We start from the raw sequence: 14,899 nt of genomic DNA, 5'->3' as shown, positions 1-14,899 counted from the left end.
CACTGTGGACTCACTTGACCAACGCCACGGTAGACCTCTTGGTTCCGAAGTGCTAACCACGGGGCGGGTGTTGAGCGGGTCGCCAGGGTCGGGTTTTCCCTCACCAGGCACGATCGAAACATGGCGGCCATCCTGCGCGGAATCACCACCGTTCTGCTCCCGGGCACGGGGTCCGACGACGACTTCGTCTACCGGGCATTCTCCGCCGCGTTGCACCAGGTCGGTGCGGTCGTCGTAACGCCGCGGCCGCAGCCGCACCGGCTGATCGACGGGTACCGCGACGAGCTCGACAACGCGTGCCGCGCAGCCGCGCCGTCACCGATCGCCGTGGGTGGGGTGTCCATCGGCGCCGCCGTCGCCCTCGAGTGGGCTCTGACACACCCCGACGGGACGGTCGCGGTGCTCGCGGCGCTGCCCGCATGGACGGGCGACCCCGAGACCGCGCCCGCGGCCCTGGCGGCCCGCTACTCCGCCGACATGCTGCGCCGCGAAGGGTTGGTGACGACCACCACGCAGATGCAGCAGTCGAGCCCGGCCTGGCTGGCCGACGAACTGACCCGGTCGTGGCTGGATCAGTGGCCGGCGCTGCCGGACGCGATGGAGGACGCCGCGCGGTTCATAGCCCCGACCACGGCCCGCCTCGAGACACTGCGGCCACCATTGGGTGTCGTGTCCGCCACCGACGACGCGGTGCATCCGCTGGAGGTGGGAATCGAGTGGGTGTCGGCGGCGCCCCGGGCAGCCCTGCGCACGGTCACGCTCGACGACATCGGCGCCGATCCGGGAATCCTCGGCGCTCAGTGCCTCGCCGCGGTCGGCGAGGCCGCCGAGCGGCGCTGACACCGCCGAACGGCGCGGAGCCTCAGCCTCCGGTGATGGTGCGCAGCTGCTGCATGGCCGAACCGAGCGTGCTGCGCCGCGCATCCGGAGCCGGAGGCTGATCCTGCTGCGCGGGCTGTTCGGGAGTCTGCGCGGGCTGCTGTGGCGCCGGTTGCTGCTGCTGCTGCGGTGCAGCCCCGCCCGCCTGCGCGGCGGCCTGTTGCTGCTGTGCCATCGCCTGCTGCTGGGCGGCCGCGAGCTGGGCGGCCATCGGTTCGGGCAGCTGCACCGGCAGCGGTGTGCGCACCGGCATCGGTGTGTCGCCTCGACGGACGACCGTGTCGGCCAACGCATTGCGTGCCTGCTCGGCGAGGGCACCCATGCGCTCGTACGGGCCGTTGACGACGCATCGCACCATCCACCGGTAGCCGTCCACGCCGATGAACCGCACGACCGCGGCCCCCTCGCCCGCGGACCCGACCACCTCGCGGCCCCACGGGCCGTCCTCGATGCTGACCTTCGGTGCGTCCTTGCGCAGCGATTCGGCGAGCTCCGAGGCGACCTCGCGCCACAGCCCGGCCGACTTCGGGGCCGCGTAGGCCGCGATCGTGAACCGGCCGTCGGGTGTGACCACCCAGACCGCGCTCGGCACCCCCGCCTCGTTCATCTCGACCTGCACCTGGCCCGCGTCGGGCATCGGGATCAACACCGAGCCCAGGTCCAGCCGCGCCAGCGTGGCGACCGCCGGATCATCGAAATCGTCGATGTCGAACGGGCCTTCCAGCTCCTCGTCGTCGGTGTCCACCGACGTCACCTCCTCGGGCACTGCGTCCCTCTCGCTGCGGTGTCTGCCTGAAGCCATGTCAACTCCACCTACAGACTGGCATGCCCACCCGACGAACCGTGGCCACCTTCGCCACGCGTCGTCTCGGCGAGCCCTGCTTCGTCGAAGGACGTCACCTCGATCAGCTCCGGCAATTCCACGCGCTGGACCAGAAGCTGCGCGATCCGGTCGCCGCGGTGGATCTCGATGGGGGTCGCCGGATCGAGATTGATCAGGCAGACCTTGATCTCCCCGCGGTAGCCCGCGTCGATCGTCCCGGGGCTGTTGACGATCGAAAGTCCCACGCGCGCAGCCAGTCCCGAACGAGGGTGGATGAGACCCACCATCCCGTGCGGAATCGCGACCGCGACCCCGGTGGGCACCAGCGCCCGCTCCCCGGGGCCCAGCCGGACGTCCTGCGCGCTGACCAGGTCGACCCCCGCGTCCCCGTCGTGGGCCCTGCTGGGCAGCGGAAGCTCGCGGTCGAGCCGCACAACCGCCAAAGATGTGGACACGGCGTCAGAGATTACTCTGGGCCGCGTGTCTGACACGCGCGCCACCGCCCAAACGGTCCGCTATCGCGAGCGGCTCTGGGTGCCGCTGTGGTGGTGGTTGCCGGGCCTGGGCCTGGCCGCACTCATCGCCCTCGAGGTCAACCAGGGCATCCCAGCGCTGCCCACGTGGCTGCCCTACGCGGTGCTGCTGCCGGTCGCCGCGGTCGTACTGCTCGCGCTCGGACGGACCGAACTGCGGGTGGTGAGCTCCGGCGGGGACACCGAACTGTGGGTCGGCGAAGCCCACCTACCCGTCTCGGTGGTGACCCGCTCCGCGGAGGTGCCCCGCTCGGCCAAGTCGGCGGCGCTGGGCCGCCAACTCGACCCTGCGGCCTACGTCGTGCACAAGGGCTGGGTGGGCCCCATGGTGCTTCTGGTCCTCGACGATCCGGAGGACCCCACCCCGTACTGGCTGATCAGCGCGAAGCACCCAGACAGGGTTCTGGCAGCGCTCAAGTCCTGAGGGGACGGACCCGAGCCTGCCTCAGGCGGCGCAGTCGGTGCAGATCATCATGCCGTTCTTCTCGGTGGCAAGACGGCTGCGGTGATGAACCAAGAAGCAGCTCGAGCAGGTGAACTCGTCGGCCTGCTTCGGGATCACCCGGACCGAGAGCTCCTCACCGGACAGATCGGCGCCCGGCAGTTCGAAGGACTCCGCCGATTCGGATTCGTCGACGTCGACGACGGCGGACTGGGCCTCGTTGCGCCGGGCCTTCAACTCCTCCAGCGAGTCCTCGGAAACGTCATCGGTTTCTGTGCGCCTTGGGGCGTCGTAGTCAGTGGCCATACCTGTCCCCTCCATGAAGCTTGTGTGCAGCGTTGCTTTGTACCAGCGTCGAACGCATCCGCCAAACGATTCGTGCCCGTATTGACACCGGTTCTAATGTGATTTACGTCACAGGATGGAAATGCCTGCTTGACGAGCCGGTAGGTGGCCCACTCGCGGTGGCTCTAGAGTGCTGACCGTGGTCGCGCAAATCACCGAGGGCACGGCGTTCGACAGACACGGCCGCCCGTTCCGGCGCCGGAGCTATCTGCCCGGCATCGTGATGTTCGGATGCCTGGGCGTGGTGGCCCTCTTGGTGTGGGTCATCGCCCTGTCGCGGCCACCGGACATTCCACAGGCCGCGATCTGCAACCGGCCTCCCCCGCCGGCCGAGCCCGGGGCGCCGGTCCCCGATCTCGGTGAGCAGGTGTCGCGGTCGTCGATGATCGAGGTCACCCCGGCCAAACTCGCCGACGCCCGGATCCGGGTGTTCAACGCCAGCGGTCAGGGTGGCCAGGCCGCCGAGGTGGCCGGAGCGCTGCGCGACCTCGGCTTCACCGACCCCGAGGCCGCCAACGACCCGATCTACGTGACCGCACGGCTGCAGTGCCAGGGCCAGATCCGGTTCGGACCGTCCGGGCGCGCGGCGGCCGCGGCGGTCTGGCTGGTCGCCCCCTGCACCGAGTTGTTCCAGGACGGGCGTGCCGACGACAGCGTCGACCTCGCGATCGGCACCGACTTCACCGAGCTCACCCACAGCGACGACATCGACGCCGTGCTGGCGAGCCTGCTGCCCGATGCCACTCAGCCCGCCGACGCCGACCTCCTGACCAAGGCCCACACCGGAACCTGCTGACAGTCGCGGGACCGGCCCCGTCACGCCGTCCGCGCGCCGGAGCGGACCAGCGCCTCGTCGAATGCGGCGCTGATGCCGGGCGCGGCCGCCACCATCAGCCCGGCGCCGTCGCTCGAGTCGGGTGGGCGCACCCGGGCCCCGGCTTCCGCGGCGATCAGGGCGCCCGCCGCCCAGTCCCACAGGTGGACGTCGTCTTCGAAGTAGGCGTCCAGCCGGCCCGCCGCGACCATGCAGAGGTCGAGCGCGCACGATCCGAGGCGGCGCAGATCGCGCACGTCGGGCAGCAACCCGGCCACGATCCGCCCCTGCTGCCGCCTGTGCTCGCGGTCGTAGGAGAACCCGGTGCCCACCAGGGCCATGGACAGGTCGGTGGCCGGGCTACACCGCAGCGGGGTGACCGCGGCGTCCTGCCGCACGTGGGCTCCGTGCCCCAGTGCGGCCGAGTAGACGGCTCCCGCCGCCACGTCGGCCACGGCCCCGGCGACCGAGACGCCGTCGCGACGAACGCCGACCGACACGGCGTAGGCGGGGATGCCGTAAAGGAAGTTGACCGTCCCGTCGATCGGATCCAGGACCCAGGTGAGCTGCCCGGTCGCGACCCCTGCCGGGCCGCCCTCCTCCTCGCCCAGGATCGCGTCCCCGGGCCGAAGGACCGCGAGCCGCTCCCGCAGGAGCCGCTCCGTGGCGGTGTCGACGACGGTCACCGGATCAGTCGGAGTGCTCTTCGCCCGCACCGCGGGCTCCCCACCGGAGGGCCCGTCACCCGGAGCGCCCGGGCCGAACACCTCGATGCGGCGGGTGCGCACGAACTCGGCGGCCTCGGTCGCCAGCTGCTCGGCAACCCGGCGCAGCTCCACGGGATCGTTGTCGGTAGTCACCGGACCATCGCAGCACACCGGGCACCTCGGCGGCCCACCGGATGCACGACTGGCGCACATCACAATTGGTGAGCCGATAGGGTGGCATCGCCCCACCAGGCCGAGGCCGCCCACCTGCGCAGAGGAGCCCCCATGTCCGCCGAAGCTGAGTCGCCGGAGTCGCCGGAATCGTCGGGTGCGGCCGGGACGTTCGACCCCGGAGCCGGCTCGCTGCGTCGCGGGTTCGGCATCGACGTGGGCGGCAGCGGCGTCAAAGGCGGCATCGTCGACCTCGACACCGGCCAGCTCATCGGCGAACGCTTCAAGCTCCTCACCCCGCAGCCGGCCACCCCGGACGCAGTGGCGAAGACCATCGCCGAGGTTGTCGCGCACTTCGGCTGGGAGGGCCCGCTCGGGGTGACCTATCCGGGCGTCGTCGCCGACGGGATCGTCTGCACCGCCGCCAACGTCGACAAGGGCTGGATCGGGCTGAACGCCCAGGAGGTCATCGCGGGCGCGCTGAACGGCCGGCGCGTGACCGTGCTCAACGACGCCGACGCCGCCGGGCTCGCCGAGGAGAAGTTCGGCGCCGGTCGCGACAACACCGGCGTGATCGTGTTGCTGACCTTCGGCACCGGAATCGGCTCGGCGGTGATCCACAACGGGGTGCTGCTGCCCAACACCGAGTTCGGCCACCTCGAGGTGGGCGGTAAGGAAGCCGAGCACCGCGCGGCGAGCTCGGTCAAGGAACGCAAGGACTGGAGCTACGAGCGCTGGACCGTCGAGGTCACCAAGGTGCTGGTCGCGATCGAGAACGCAATATGGCCCGACCTGTTCATCGCCGGCGGCGGCATCAGCCGCAAGGCCGACAAATGGGTGCCGCTGCTCAAGAACCGCGTCCCGGTCGTGGCCGCGGAACTGCAGAACACCGCGGGCATCGTCGGCGCCGCGATGGCCGCCGACGTCGACGTGACGGCTACCGGCAGGTAACCCACTGCCCGCAGTGACGCCTGTGCCGGCGCGGCCGTCCGCGGGCCGACGCGCAGAGACGTCAAATTTGCCGCGGCGCGCGGCGTTAACCCACACTGTCGTTACAATGGTCGACGGCGGCCACCGACCAGACAGCGGCGGGATGTATCCCACCCCGACATGACGCTTTGAGATCGACGCCGACATTCGACATAGCCGACACCCGGTGGCGCACGTGTGCCCCGGAAACCCGCACGACCGAAAGGGTGTACGTGGCAGCGACCAAGGCAAGCCCGGCAACCGACGAGCCGGTGAAGCGCACCGCAGCCAAGACCCCAGCCAAGAAGGCGCCTGCGAAGAAGGCCGCCAAGAGTGTGGCGGCCAAGGGCACCAAGCCGCGTGCCGCCAAAGCAGCCGACGCTCCGGCCGCCCGTGGCCGCGCCAAGAAGGCGACCTCGCCGAACGCCGACGGTGTCGACGAGGAGCTCACCGGCGAGGAGCTTGAGGGCGGCGACGAGATCGAAGGCGAGCCCGGCGACGACCTGGAGGAGGCCGAACTCGACCTCGCGGACATCGAGGTCGACGACGACGCCACTGCCTCCGACGACGATTCCGAGGACGAGGCCGCCGAAGGCGACGCCGTGGCCGCCCCGAAAGCCGGCGCCAAGCCCGCCAAGGACGAAGACGATTCGCTGCCCGAGCCGTCCGAGAAGGACAAGGCCTCCGGCGACTTCGTGTGGGACGAGGAGGAATCCGAAGCCCTGCGGCAGGCGCGCAAGGATGCTGAGCTCACCGCCTCGGCGGACTCGGTACGCGCGTACCTCAAGCAGATCGGCAAGGTCGCGCTGCTCAACGCCGAAGAGGAAGTCGAGCTCGCCAAGCGCATCGAGGCAGGCCTGTACTGCACGCAGCTTATGGCCGAACTCGCCGAGAAGGGCGAGAAGCTCACCACCGCGCAGCGGCGCGATTACATGTGGATCTGCCGTGACGGCGACCGGGCCAAGAACCACCTGCTCGAGGCCAACCTGCGTCTGGTGGTGTCGCTGGCCAAGCGCTACACCGGGCGCGGCATGGCGTTCCTGGACCTCATCCAGGAAGGCAACCTGGGCCTGATCCGCGCGGTCGAGAAGTTCGACTACACCAAGGGCTACAAGTTCTCGACCTACGCCACGTGGTGGATCCGCCAGGCGATCACGCGCGCGATGGCAGACCAGGCCCGCACCATCCGCATCCCGGTGCACATGGTCGAGGTGATCAACAAGCTCGGCCGCATCCAGCGCGAACTGCTGCAGGACCTGGGTCGCGAACCCACGCCCGAAGAGCTCGCCAAGGAAATGGACATCACGCCCGAGAAGGTGCTGGAGATCCAGCAGTACGCGCGTGAGCCGATCTCGCTGGACCAGACCATCGGTGACGAAGGTGACTCGCAGCTCGGCGATTTCATCGAGGACTCCGAGGCCGTCGTCGCCGTCGACGCCGTGTCGTTCACGCTGCTGCAGGATCAGCTGCAGTCGGTGCTCGAGACGCTGTCGGAGCGCGAAGCGGGCGTGGTGCGGCTCAGGTTCGGCCTGACCGACGGTCAGCCCCGCACGCTCGACGAGATCGGGCAGGTCTACGGGGTGACGCGTGAGCGCATCCGCCAGATCGAGTCCAAGACGATGTCGAAGTTGCGCCATCCCAGCCGTTCTCAGGTGCTGCGCGACTACCTGGACTGACAGCCGGGTCGTTCCAAGAATTAATTAAGTCCACTGCCCTACGTTCGTCCGCGATGAGACGAACAGTGAACGAGGCCGCCCCGAAGCGGCTCCCGCCGGTGCCGGTGATCCGCGCGGTCGACCGCGTCCGCGCGGGTCTGCAACGGCTGCACCGCCGGACGGCGCCGGGCAATGTTGCGCTCCTTGAGCTCGCGACCGGAGCGTGGACCACGCAGGTGCTCTGCGTGGCCGCGCAGCTCGGCATCCCCGACCGGCTCGCGGGAGGTCCTGCGCATGCCGACACGGTGGCCGCTCAGGTCGGCGCCGACCCGGACGCGGTCTACCGGCTGATGCGGGCGATGACCAGCCGCGGTGCGCTCGTGGAACGGCGCGACGGCAGATTCGCGCTCACCCCCGTGGGCGAAGCGCTGCGCAGTGACACCGAGGGATCCCTGCGCGACATGGTCCTGTTCATCGGACATCCCGCCCGCTGGGCCGACTGGGGCAGCCTGCTGTACTCCGTGCAGACCGGCCTGCCCGCCGCCGACAAGCTGCGGGGCATGTCGTTCTTCGAGTACCTGGACACCGACCCGGAATTCGCCGGCGTGTTCAACCGGGCGATGACGGCGGCGAGCGGACTGTCGAACGACGTGGCGCTGCAGGCGTACGACTTCAGCGGGGCCCGGCTGATCGTCGATGTGGGCGGAGGCCACGGAGCGGTGCTGTCGACCATCCTGCGGCAGGCGCCCGACGCCGACGGGATCCTCTACGACCTGCCGAAGGTCGTCGACGGGGCGGCTGCACTCCTGGCCGACGAGGGCGTCTCGCACCGCATCACCGTCACCGGCGGCTCGTTCATGGAGTCGGTGCCCGCGGGCGGCGACGTGTACGTGCTGAAGAACATCATTCACGACTGGAACGATGAGGACGCGACGACGATCCTGCGCAACATCCGCACCGCGATCGCCGACGGAGGCACCGTCATCCTGTTGGAAATGGTTCTCCCACAACGTGCTTCGTCGTTCATCGGACACATGCTCGACCTCGAGATGCTGCTGATGCTCAAGGGCAGGGAACGCACGCGCGCCGAGTACGAGACGCTGCTGGGTCAGGCGGGCTTCGAGCTCACCCGGGTCATCCCCACGGTGAGCCCGATCTCGGTCATCGAGGCCCGCGCCGTCTAATCCGGCGGTTTCCTAGCCGGCGTCGGAGGCGTGGCTCCCGTTACCACCGTCACCCCCGCGGCCACCCGCGCCGCCGCGCGTGCCCTCGCCGCCGACGCCGTCGGTGCCGCCGCTGCCGGAAAGGCCGGAGGTGCCGTCTCCGGCCGCTCCCCCGTCGCCGCCCCGACCGCCGGTGCCGCCGCGACCTCCTGCTCCGGTGGCGCCCCGGGTACCGTCCGCGCCGCCCGCTGCGCCTTCGGTGCTTCCGGCGCCACCCTTGCCGGCGGCGCCCCCGGTACCGCCGTCACCGCCTGCGCCTCCGGCGCCGCCGAACCCGCCGTGACCGCCCTGGCCTGCGCGCACCGTGCCGGAGCCGGATTCGGAGACGTCGGCGCCCCCGGTGCCGCCGGTGCCGCCGTCGCCGCCGACCGCGCCTGTGCCACCTTGGCCGCCGGCGCCACCTGAGCCGCCGGCGCCGCCGTTTCCTGTCTGAGAACCGCTGCGGCCGCCTGCGCCGCCGGCACCGCCGCTGGTGCCTGTCGCACCCGCCGCGCCCGTGCCGCCGTTCCCGCCTGCGCCGCCGGGTCCGCCAAAGCCGATCGTCGGGCCGATCTTGACGTCGCCACCGGCGCCGCCGTCACCGCCCCGGCCGCCGGAGGAACCGCCGTCGCCGCCGACGCCGCCGTTGTTGCCGAACACCGCGACCAGCGGCGAGCTGCCCTGCGCGAGGCCGGCGTCTCCGCCCTTGCCGCCGGCGCCGCCGCCGGACCCGTCGCCGCCGTCACCGCCGGCCCCGCTGACCGCGAAGGTGTGGGGGCCGGCGAACAGCGGGATGATGCCCTGCCCCTGCCCGCCGTTGCCTCCGGACTGGTTCGACCCTGCGGCCGCATCGGCGCCGCGCCCGCCCATGCCGCCGACCAGGTAGCCCTCGACCACGGAGTTCGAATACGGCAACCCCGTGGAGCCGAGGTAGCTCGGGGTGCCGGTCGCGGCTCGGCCCGACGCGGTCGCATTCACCCCATCGAGACCCGTGCCGCCGGTCCCACCGTTACCGCCGGCGCCGCCGTTTCCGTGCAGCCTGCCGGCGTTCCCGCCAGCCCCGCCGTTTCCGCCGGCGATGCCGTAGGCACCGTCGGCACCGTCACCGCCGTCGCCGCCGTCACCCGTCGACGCGAACAGACCGGCATTGCCTCCGGCACCGCCGTGTTGGCCGGCCAGGTAGCCGTCGCCCCCGTCACCGCCGTTTCCGCCAAAGAGTCCGGCGTTGCCACCTTTGCCGCCCCGCGCACCGTCGCCACCGTTGCCGAACAGCAGGCCCCCGTTGGAGCCGTTGCAGGCCGACCCTTCACAGTCGGCGGCCGCATCCGCGCCGTCGCCGATCAGCCAGCCGCCGGGGCCGATCATCGGGCGAGCCGCGGACGGGGTCGATACCGCGGTGGTTGCCGACGCCGCGCGGTCACGGTCGCGGCCGCCGGCCGTGCCGAACCACAGAAGTTCCTCTGGAACAGGGGAATTGGGAACGACGAGCGGGTCGAAGGACGCGAGCCGGATGTCTGCATGCGTGGTTGCGGGGTCGGCGGGCTGCGCGGCGAGCACGAGCCCGGCGCCGATGACCGCGGCGCCCCCGGTACCGGCCAGCAGTACGTGCCGGGCCATCTGCTCCCCGCAGCGCTTGATCGTCGAATCGATGATTTTGACTTGTTTGCCACAGCGCTGTGCCACGCGGACGTCCCCCGTCGAATTGCCTGGTTGTTAGCTGAAATCTAACACGGCAAACACATCAGGAGTTCGGGCGCTTTCAGCAATCGGCGCCGATACAGACGGTCAGCGCTTGCGGTCGCGGACCTTGTACGTCGAAGGCCAGGACTCCCGGGTGTCGTCGCCGACCAACGGCACGCCCTTGGACCCGATCCGGATGTCGTAGGCCTCTTTGCCGGCGCCCACCTCACGGTTGGCGTGTTCGGTCGCCAGATAGATGAGCTGGTCGATCTCGGCCTCGGCGAAGGCGACGAATGTCGTCTTGCGAACGATCTCCTCGGCGGGCGGGACCATGCGATCCGGCAAAATCCGCGTCAGCAGCGCCGCCACGGCCAGCAGGGAGAACGGCACCACCCAATAGCAGACGAACGACAGCGGGGTTCTGGTGTCCAGGATCGTCGCGTCGCCCCGCACCAGCGGGGGGATCACCGAGGAGACCGTCATGCCGGCGAACGCCGCGATCCAGACCCAGGTCAGAACAGACGTGATCCGCTGGAACGTGTCACTCTCGATGACTTCCTTCGGCTGACCCACCACCGCGAACTCGCGCACGAACGGCCGCCCGATGAGGGCGCTCACCAGTGCCACAAGGAAGATTCCCGCGTTGCTGAGTGGCTGCAGCCACCGTTCCATGAAGTCCGTGCTGACCGTGAACGTCAGCACCGCGAGAATCAGGAACGTTGCGACAGCGCCGATTTCGAGAGTCCGGCCGGGCGATCCTGCGAGGCGGGCGGCCACCACGGCAGCCACGGAGACCGCCAGCGCGATCAGCACCGCTGCCGCGAAGGGGACGTTGCCGACCAGTACCCAGTAGACGATCCACGGTGCAAAGCCAAAGATGATGCCCACGGCTGGTCAGTGTATTGAGTGACGCACCGGCACGGGAGCGGCCTATGCCCTCGATGAGAATGGCCCTCTACCGCCCAGCGGCAGCGGTCCCGCGATCACGCCTCGACCGGCGCGAACCGTCCGTCGGCGCCCGGCAGGTAGGGAGTGACGCTTATCACAGCCGCGGCAGGCAAAGGTCCATACAAATGTGGGAACTCCATGCCATCGGGATCGGCCGGAACGCCGGGTTCCCAACGAACCGGAGAGGCGAGTCGTGCAGGGTCGAGGCGGAGCAGCACCAGATCGGTACGGCCGGCGTACAGCCGGTTGGCCGGCAGGTGGACCTGTTGCGGGCTCGACAGGTGCACGAAGCCGACGGACTCCAGGGATTCGGGCGCGCGCAGGCCGGTGCGCTGCGCAGCGTCCCACTCATCCGCCCCGCACAGGTGCACGAGTTCTCCGCTCTGTGGTGCAGATGTCATATCCGCAGCCCCTTTCCGTCGCAACACGTCCGTCCGTGAGACACGACACACCCGTGAACCCCCGGGGAACAAGGCCGGAACCCCAAGCGTCTGACACAGTAGAAGTACGTCGCAACCACCCTATGGAGGTGCCATGACCGCAACGCTGACCAGTCCTGGATTGACCAAGGCTGACCGCTGCGACCGTTGTGGGGCCGCAGCCCGCGTACGGGCGAAGCTTCCTTCGGGTGCCGAACTCCTGTTCTGCCAGCATCACGCCAACGAGCACGAGGCCAAGCTCGTCGAATTGGCGGCCGTGCTGGAAGTGAGCCCGCTGCAGCCTTAAGTCGGCGAATCGGCAATGCTGGACTGGTCATGAGTGACCAGTCAGAGCGGTCTCCTGCGCGGCCGTCGAGGAAACCCGCACCGTCGCGCCATCACGTCCGGCACATCGCGCTGCGGACGCTCGGAAAGAGCTGGGACGATTCGATTTTCTCGGAGTCGGCTCAAGCGGCGTTCTGGTGTGCGCTGTCGTTGCCCCCGTTGCTGCTGGGAATGCTGGGCAGCCTCGCCTATATCGCGCCGATGTTCGGGCCCGACACGCTCCCGACGATCCAGCATCAGATCGTGGGCACGGCCGAACGGTTCTTCTCGCCCAACGTGGTGAACGAGATCATCGAGCCGACGGTGCGCGACATCGTGCGTGGCGCTCGCGGCGAGGTGGTGTCGGTCGGTTTCGTCATCTCGCTGTGGGCCGGGTCGTCGGCCATCTCGGCGTTCGTGGACTCGATCACCGAGGCGCACGACCAGACGCCGCTGAGGCATCCGGTGCGGCAACGGTTCTACGCGCTGGGGCTCTACGTGGTGATGCTCGTGGGGGCCATCATCACGGCGCCGTTCCTGGCGCTGGGGCCGCGCAAGATCGCCGAGTTCATCCCGGACAGCTGGGACCACGTGCTGCAGTTCGGGTACTACCCCGTGCTTTTCGTCGCCTTCACGATCGCGGTGAACGTGCTGTTCCGGGTGTCGTTGCCCAGACCCCTGCCATCGCACCGGCTGCTGCTCGGCTCGGTGCTGGCCACCGTCGTGTTCCTGATCGCGACGTGGGGCCTGCGCGTGTACCTGACCTGGATCACCAGCACCGGCTACACCTACGGTGCGCTGGCCACGCCGATCGCGTTCCTGTTGTTCGCGTTCTTCCTGGGCTTCGCGATCATGATCGGCGCCGAACTGAACGCGGCCATCGAAGAAGAATGGCCGGCCCCCGACACCCACGCCAAGCGGCTTCGGTGGTGGCTGGAGGCGAAGGCGGACTCTCTGAACGGCAGCCCCTCGCAAGCGGCGTCGCGACCGGGCACCGCCCCTCCGACTGCGGCCACCGTCGGCGACGTGTCCGGCGACCCCGCCGCGGGCGACGCCCCTACTTCTTGAGCTGCTCGTAGATCCGCTTGCAGTCCGGGCAGACCGGCGACCCGGGCTTGGCCGAGCGGGTGACCGGAAACACCTCGCCGCACAACGCGACGACGTGCGTGCCCATCACGGCGCTCTCGGCGATCTTGTCCTTCTTCACATAGTGGAAGAACTTGGGCCGGTCGTCGTCCGTCCCGTCGTCGACGCGTTCGTCGGTCTCGGTGCGCTCGATCGTCTGGGTGTCCATGACCCCATTCTGCCCGGCAAGAGTTTGGTAAGAAACGCGACGGGCACACCCGGGTTTTGATGTGGAACAGTGGAGATATGAAACACGGCCAAGAGCTGAGTTTCGACGACGAGGGTCGCCCGGTGTTGATCACCCGGGCCGCCCCCGCCTACGAGGAGCAGCACCGCCGGCGCGTGCGTAAGTACCTGACGCTGATGTCCTTCCGTATCCCCGCGCTGATCCTGGCCGCGGTCGCCTACGGCATCTGGGAGAACGGCCTCATCTCGCTGGCCATCGTCGTGGCGTCGATCCCGCTGCCCTGGATGGCGGTGCTGATCGCCAACGACCGCCCGCCCCGCACCGCCGAGGAACCCCGCCGCTACGACATGCCGCGCCGGATCCCCCTGTTCCCCACGGCCGAGCGCCCCGCGATCGAACGCACCCCGCGCCCCGCGCCGCAACAGGGATCCGACGATCCCCGCGGCGATGTGCCCACCTGAGCGCCTTCTGGCTCTATTCTCAGACGATTCTCAGGTCTGGGTCCAATAACCGCTGATCAGAAGGTGTGAAGCCCCCGGAACGTGGGAACTCATCGGCTGCCTAGGGCGTTGTAGTCCTTGAAAGTTCCACCCGATCAGGAGGCCGCCATGGCAAACGCCACCACCAGCCGCATCGCCGAAGACCTGGACGCTCAGAGCCCCGCCGCCGACCTGGTGCGGGTCTACCTGAACGGCATCGGCAAGACCGCGCTTCTCAACGCTGCGGACGAAGTCGAGCTGGCCAAGCGCATCGAGGCAGGCCTCTACGCACAGCACCTGCTCGCCACGCGAAAGCGTCTCGGCGACAACCGCAAACGGGATCTGGCTGCAGTGGTGCGCGACGGCGAGGCGGCGCGGCGTCATCTGCTGGAAGCCAACCTGCGACTGGTGGTGTCGCTGGCCAAGCGCTACACCGGACGCGGTATGCCGCTGCTCGACCTGATCCAGGAGGGCAACCTCGGCCTGATCCGGGCCATGGAGAAGTTCGACTACACCAAGGGATTCAAGTTCTCGACCTACGCCACGTGGTGGATCCGTCAGGCGATCACCCGGGGCATGGCAGACCAGAGCCGCACGATCCGGCTGCCCGTCCACCTCGTCGAGCAGGTCAACAAGCTGGCGCGGATCAAGCGCGAGATGCACCAGAACCTGGGCCGCGAGGCCACCGACGAGGAACTGGCCGAGGAGTCGGGCATCCCCGTCGAGAAGATCAACGACCTCTTGGAGCACAGCCGCGACCCGGTGAGCCTGGACATGCCCGTCGGCAGCGACGAAGAGGCCCCGCTGGGCGACTTCATCGAAGACGCCGAGGCGATGTCGGCCGAGAACGCGGTGATCTCCGAACTGCTGCACACCGACATCCGGTACGTGCTGGCCACCCTCGACGAGCGCGAGCAGCAGGTCATCCGCCTGCGCTTCGGTCTCGACGACGGCCAGCCGCGCACGCTCGACCAGATCGGCAAGCTGTTCGGACTCTCCCGGGAACGCGTGCGTCAGATCGAGCGCGAGGTGATGGCGAAGCTGCGCAACGGCGAACGGGCCGATCGCCTGCGCTCCTACGCCAGCTGAGCCACTCCCCCTGGAAGACCCGCCGGACGCTTCGGCGGGTCTTCTGCGGGGAGCTCCTGTGGGCTCGCAGTGTGGGCCGTGTCGCTCGGGGAAGGGGCGCTGTCCGGC

At 69.4% G+C, this 14,899-nt stretch carries 18 protein-coding genes; 10 read left to right on the top strand and 8 right to left on the bottom strand.

The annotated features are described in order from the left end of the window. Nucleotides 1–120 precede the first annotated feature (120 nt). On the top strand, nt 121–840 hold the full coding sequence (locus tag FHR72_RS08330) for an alpha/beta fold hydrolase (protein ID WP_183467475.1): 720 nt from the start codon (nt 121–123) through the stop codon (nt 838–840). A gap of 22 nt (nt 841–862) precedes the next feature. On the opposite strand, the gene FHR72_RS08325 is transcribed toward FHR72_RS08330, so the two are convergent. Beyond that, a complete protein-coding gene (locus FHR72_RS08325; protein WP_183467474.1) occupies nt 863–1,681 on the bottom strand; it encodes a DUF3710 domain-containing protein in 819 nt (272 codons plus the stop codon). 11 nt (nt 1,682–1,692) lie between these two features. Next, nucleotides 1,693–2,157 (bottom strand): dUTP diphosphatase, encoded by a 465-nt coding sequence (gene dut, locus FHR72_RS08320; RefSeq protein WP_183467473.1) that lies wholly within the window; start codon nt 2,155–2,157, stop codon nt 1,693–1,695. Between the two features lie 25 nt (nt 2,158–2,182). Between dut and FHR72_RS08315 the strand changes: the two genes are divergently transcribed. Beyond that, nucleotides 2,183–2,659 (top strand): DUF3093 domain-containing protein, encoded by a 477-nt coding sequence (locus FHR72_RS08315; protein WP_183467472.1) that lies wholly within the window; start codon nt 2,183–2,185, stop codon nt 2,657–2,659. A gap of 21 nt (nt 2,660–2,680) precedes the next feature. On the opposite strand, the gene FHR72_RS08310 is transcribed toward FHR72_RS08315, so the two are convergent. Further along, a complete protein-coding gene (locus FHR72_RS08310) occupies nt 2,681–2,983 on the bottom strand; it encodes a DUF4193 domain-containing protein (RefSeq protein ID WP_183467471.1) in 303 nt (100 codons plus the stop codon). A gap of 178 nt (nt 2,984–3,161) precedes the next feature. Between FHR72_RS08310 and cei the strand changes: the two genes are divergently transcribed. Further along, a complete protein-coding gene (cei, locus tag FHR72_RS08305) occupies nt 3,162–3,818 on the top strand; it encodes an envelope integrity protein Cei (protein ID WP_183467470.1) in 657 nt (218 codons plus the stop codon). Nucleotides 3,819–3,838: 20 nt separating this feature from the next. On the opposite strand, the gene FHR72_RS08300 is transcribed toward cei, so the two are convergent. Beyond that, on the bottom strand, nt 3,839–4,714 hold the full coding sequence (locus FHR72_RS08300) for an inositol monophosphatase family protein (protein ID WP_311736089.1): 876 nt from the start codon (nt 4,712–4,714) through the stop codon (nt 3,839–3,841). Nucleotides 4,715–4,828: 114 nt separating this feature from the next. Here FHR72_RS08300 and ppgK point away from each other — a divergent pair, with 114 nt between their 5' ends. The 3 genes from ppgK to FHR72_RS08285 all read left to right on the top strand — a co-directional run bounded on the left by ppgK (nt 4,829) and on the right by FHR72_RS08285 (nt 8,522). After that, nucleotides 4,829–5,665, top strand: coding sequence for a polyphosphate--glucose phosphotransferase (gene ppgK, locus FHR72_RS08295; RefSeq protein WP_183467468.1), 837 nt, complete (start codon nt 4,829–4,831; stop codon nt 5,663–5,665). A gap of 251 nt (nt 5,666–5,916) precedes the next feature. Next, the gene (locus tag FHR72_RS08290) at nt 5,917–7,359 is read left to right on the top strand and encodes an RNA polymerase sigma factor (protein ID WP_311736087.1); all 1,443 of its coding nucleotides are present in this window, start codon (nt 5,917–5,919) and stop codon (nt 7,357–7,359) included. A 53-nt stretch (nt 7,360–7,412) separates the two neighbouring features. Beyond that, entirely contained in the window at nt 7,413–8,522 is a 1,110-nt protein-coding gene (locus FHR72_RS08285) for a methyltransferase (protein WP_183467467.1), read from the top strand. Between the two features lie 12 nt (nt 8,523–8,534). Here the strand turns inward: FHR72_RS08285 and FHR72_RS26730 are convergent, their stop codons facing one another. From FHR72_RS26730 to FHR72_RS08270, 3 genes are all read right to left on the bottom strand, one after another. After that, nucleotides 8,535–10,223: a hypothetical protein gene (locus tag FHR72_RS26730; RefSeq protein WP_183467466.1), complete on the bottom strand. Its 1,689-nt coding sequence runs from the start codon at nt 10,221–10,223 to the stop codon at nt 8,535–8,537. Between the two features lie 102 nt (nt 10,224–10,325). Further along, entirely contained in the window at nt 10,326–11,108 is a 783-nt protein-coding gene (locus FHR72_RS08275) for a hypothetical protein (RefSeq protein ID WP_183467465.1), read from the bottom strand. Between the two features lie 95 nt (nt 11,109–11,203). Next, a complete protein-coding gene (locus FHR72_RS08270) occupies nt 11,204–11,569 on the bottom strand; it encodes a DUF952 domain-containing protein (RefSeq protein ID WP_183467464.1) in 366 nt (121 codons plus the stop codon). Nucleotides 11,570–11,702: 133 nt separating this feature from the next. Here FHR72_RS08270 and FHR72_RS08265 point away from each other — a divergent pair, with 133 nt between their 5' ends. Next, nucleotides 11,703–11,894: a DUF7455 domain-containing protein gene (locus FHR72_RS08265; RefSeq protein ID WP_183467463.1), complete on the top strand. Its 192-nt coding sequence runs from the start codon at nt 11,703–11,705 to the stop codon at nt 11,892–11,894. Nucleotides 11,895–11,923: 29 nt separating this feature from the next. Further along, nucleotides 11,924–12,979, top strand: coding sequence for a YihY/virulence factor BrkB family protein (locus tag FHR72_RS08260; RefSeq protein WP_183467462.1), 1,056 nt, complete (start codon nt 11,924–11,926; stop codon nt 12,977–12,979). On the opposite strand, the gene FHR72_RS08255 is transcribed toward FHR72_RS08260, so the two are convergent. Continuing rightward, entirely contained in the window at nt 12,969–13,205 is a 237-nt protein-coding gene (locus FHR72_RS08255) for a DUF3039 domain-containing protein (RefSeq protein WP_024445914.1), read from the bottom strand. The genes FHR72_RS08260 and FHR72_RS08255 overlap by 11 nt on opposite strands. 77 nt (nt 13,206–13,282) lie before the next feature. Between FHR72_RS08255 and FHR72_RS08250 the strand changes: the two genes are divergently transcribed. Together FHR72_RS08250 and sigB are read left to right on the top strand one after the other, a co-directional pair. Further along, on the top strand, nt 13,283–13,684 hold the full coding sequence (locus FHR72_RS08250; RefSeq protein ID WP_260155928.1) for a DUF3099 domain-containing protein: 402 nt from the start codon (nt 13,283–13,285) through the stop codon (nt 13,682–13,684). Nucleotides 13,685–13,831: 147 nt separating this feature from the next. Beyond that, nucleotides 13,832–14,791 (top strand): sigma-70 family RNA polymerase sigma factor SigB, encoded by a 960-nt coding sequence (sigB, locus tag FHR72_RS08245; RefSeq protein WP_183467460.1) that lies wholly within the window; start codon nt 13,832–13,834, stop codon nt 14,789–14,791. Nucleotides 14,792–14,899 lie beyond the last annotated feature (108 nt).

The sequence above is a fragment of the Mycolicibacterium iranicum genome, from assembly GCF_014190915.1.
Taxonomy (GTDB): Bacteria; Actinomycetota; Actinomycetes; order Mycobacteriales; family Mycobacteriaceae; genus Mycobacterium; species Mycobacterium iranicum_B.
Note: the sequence above shows the minus strand (reverse complement) of the source record. Positions and strands in the feature narration are given on the sequence as shown.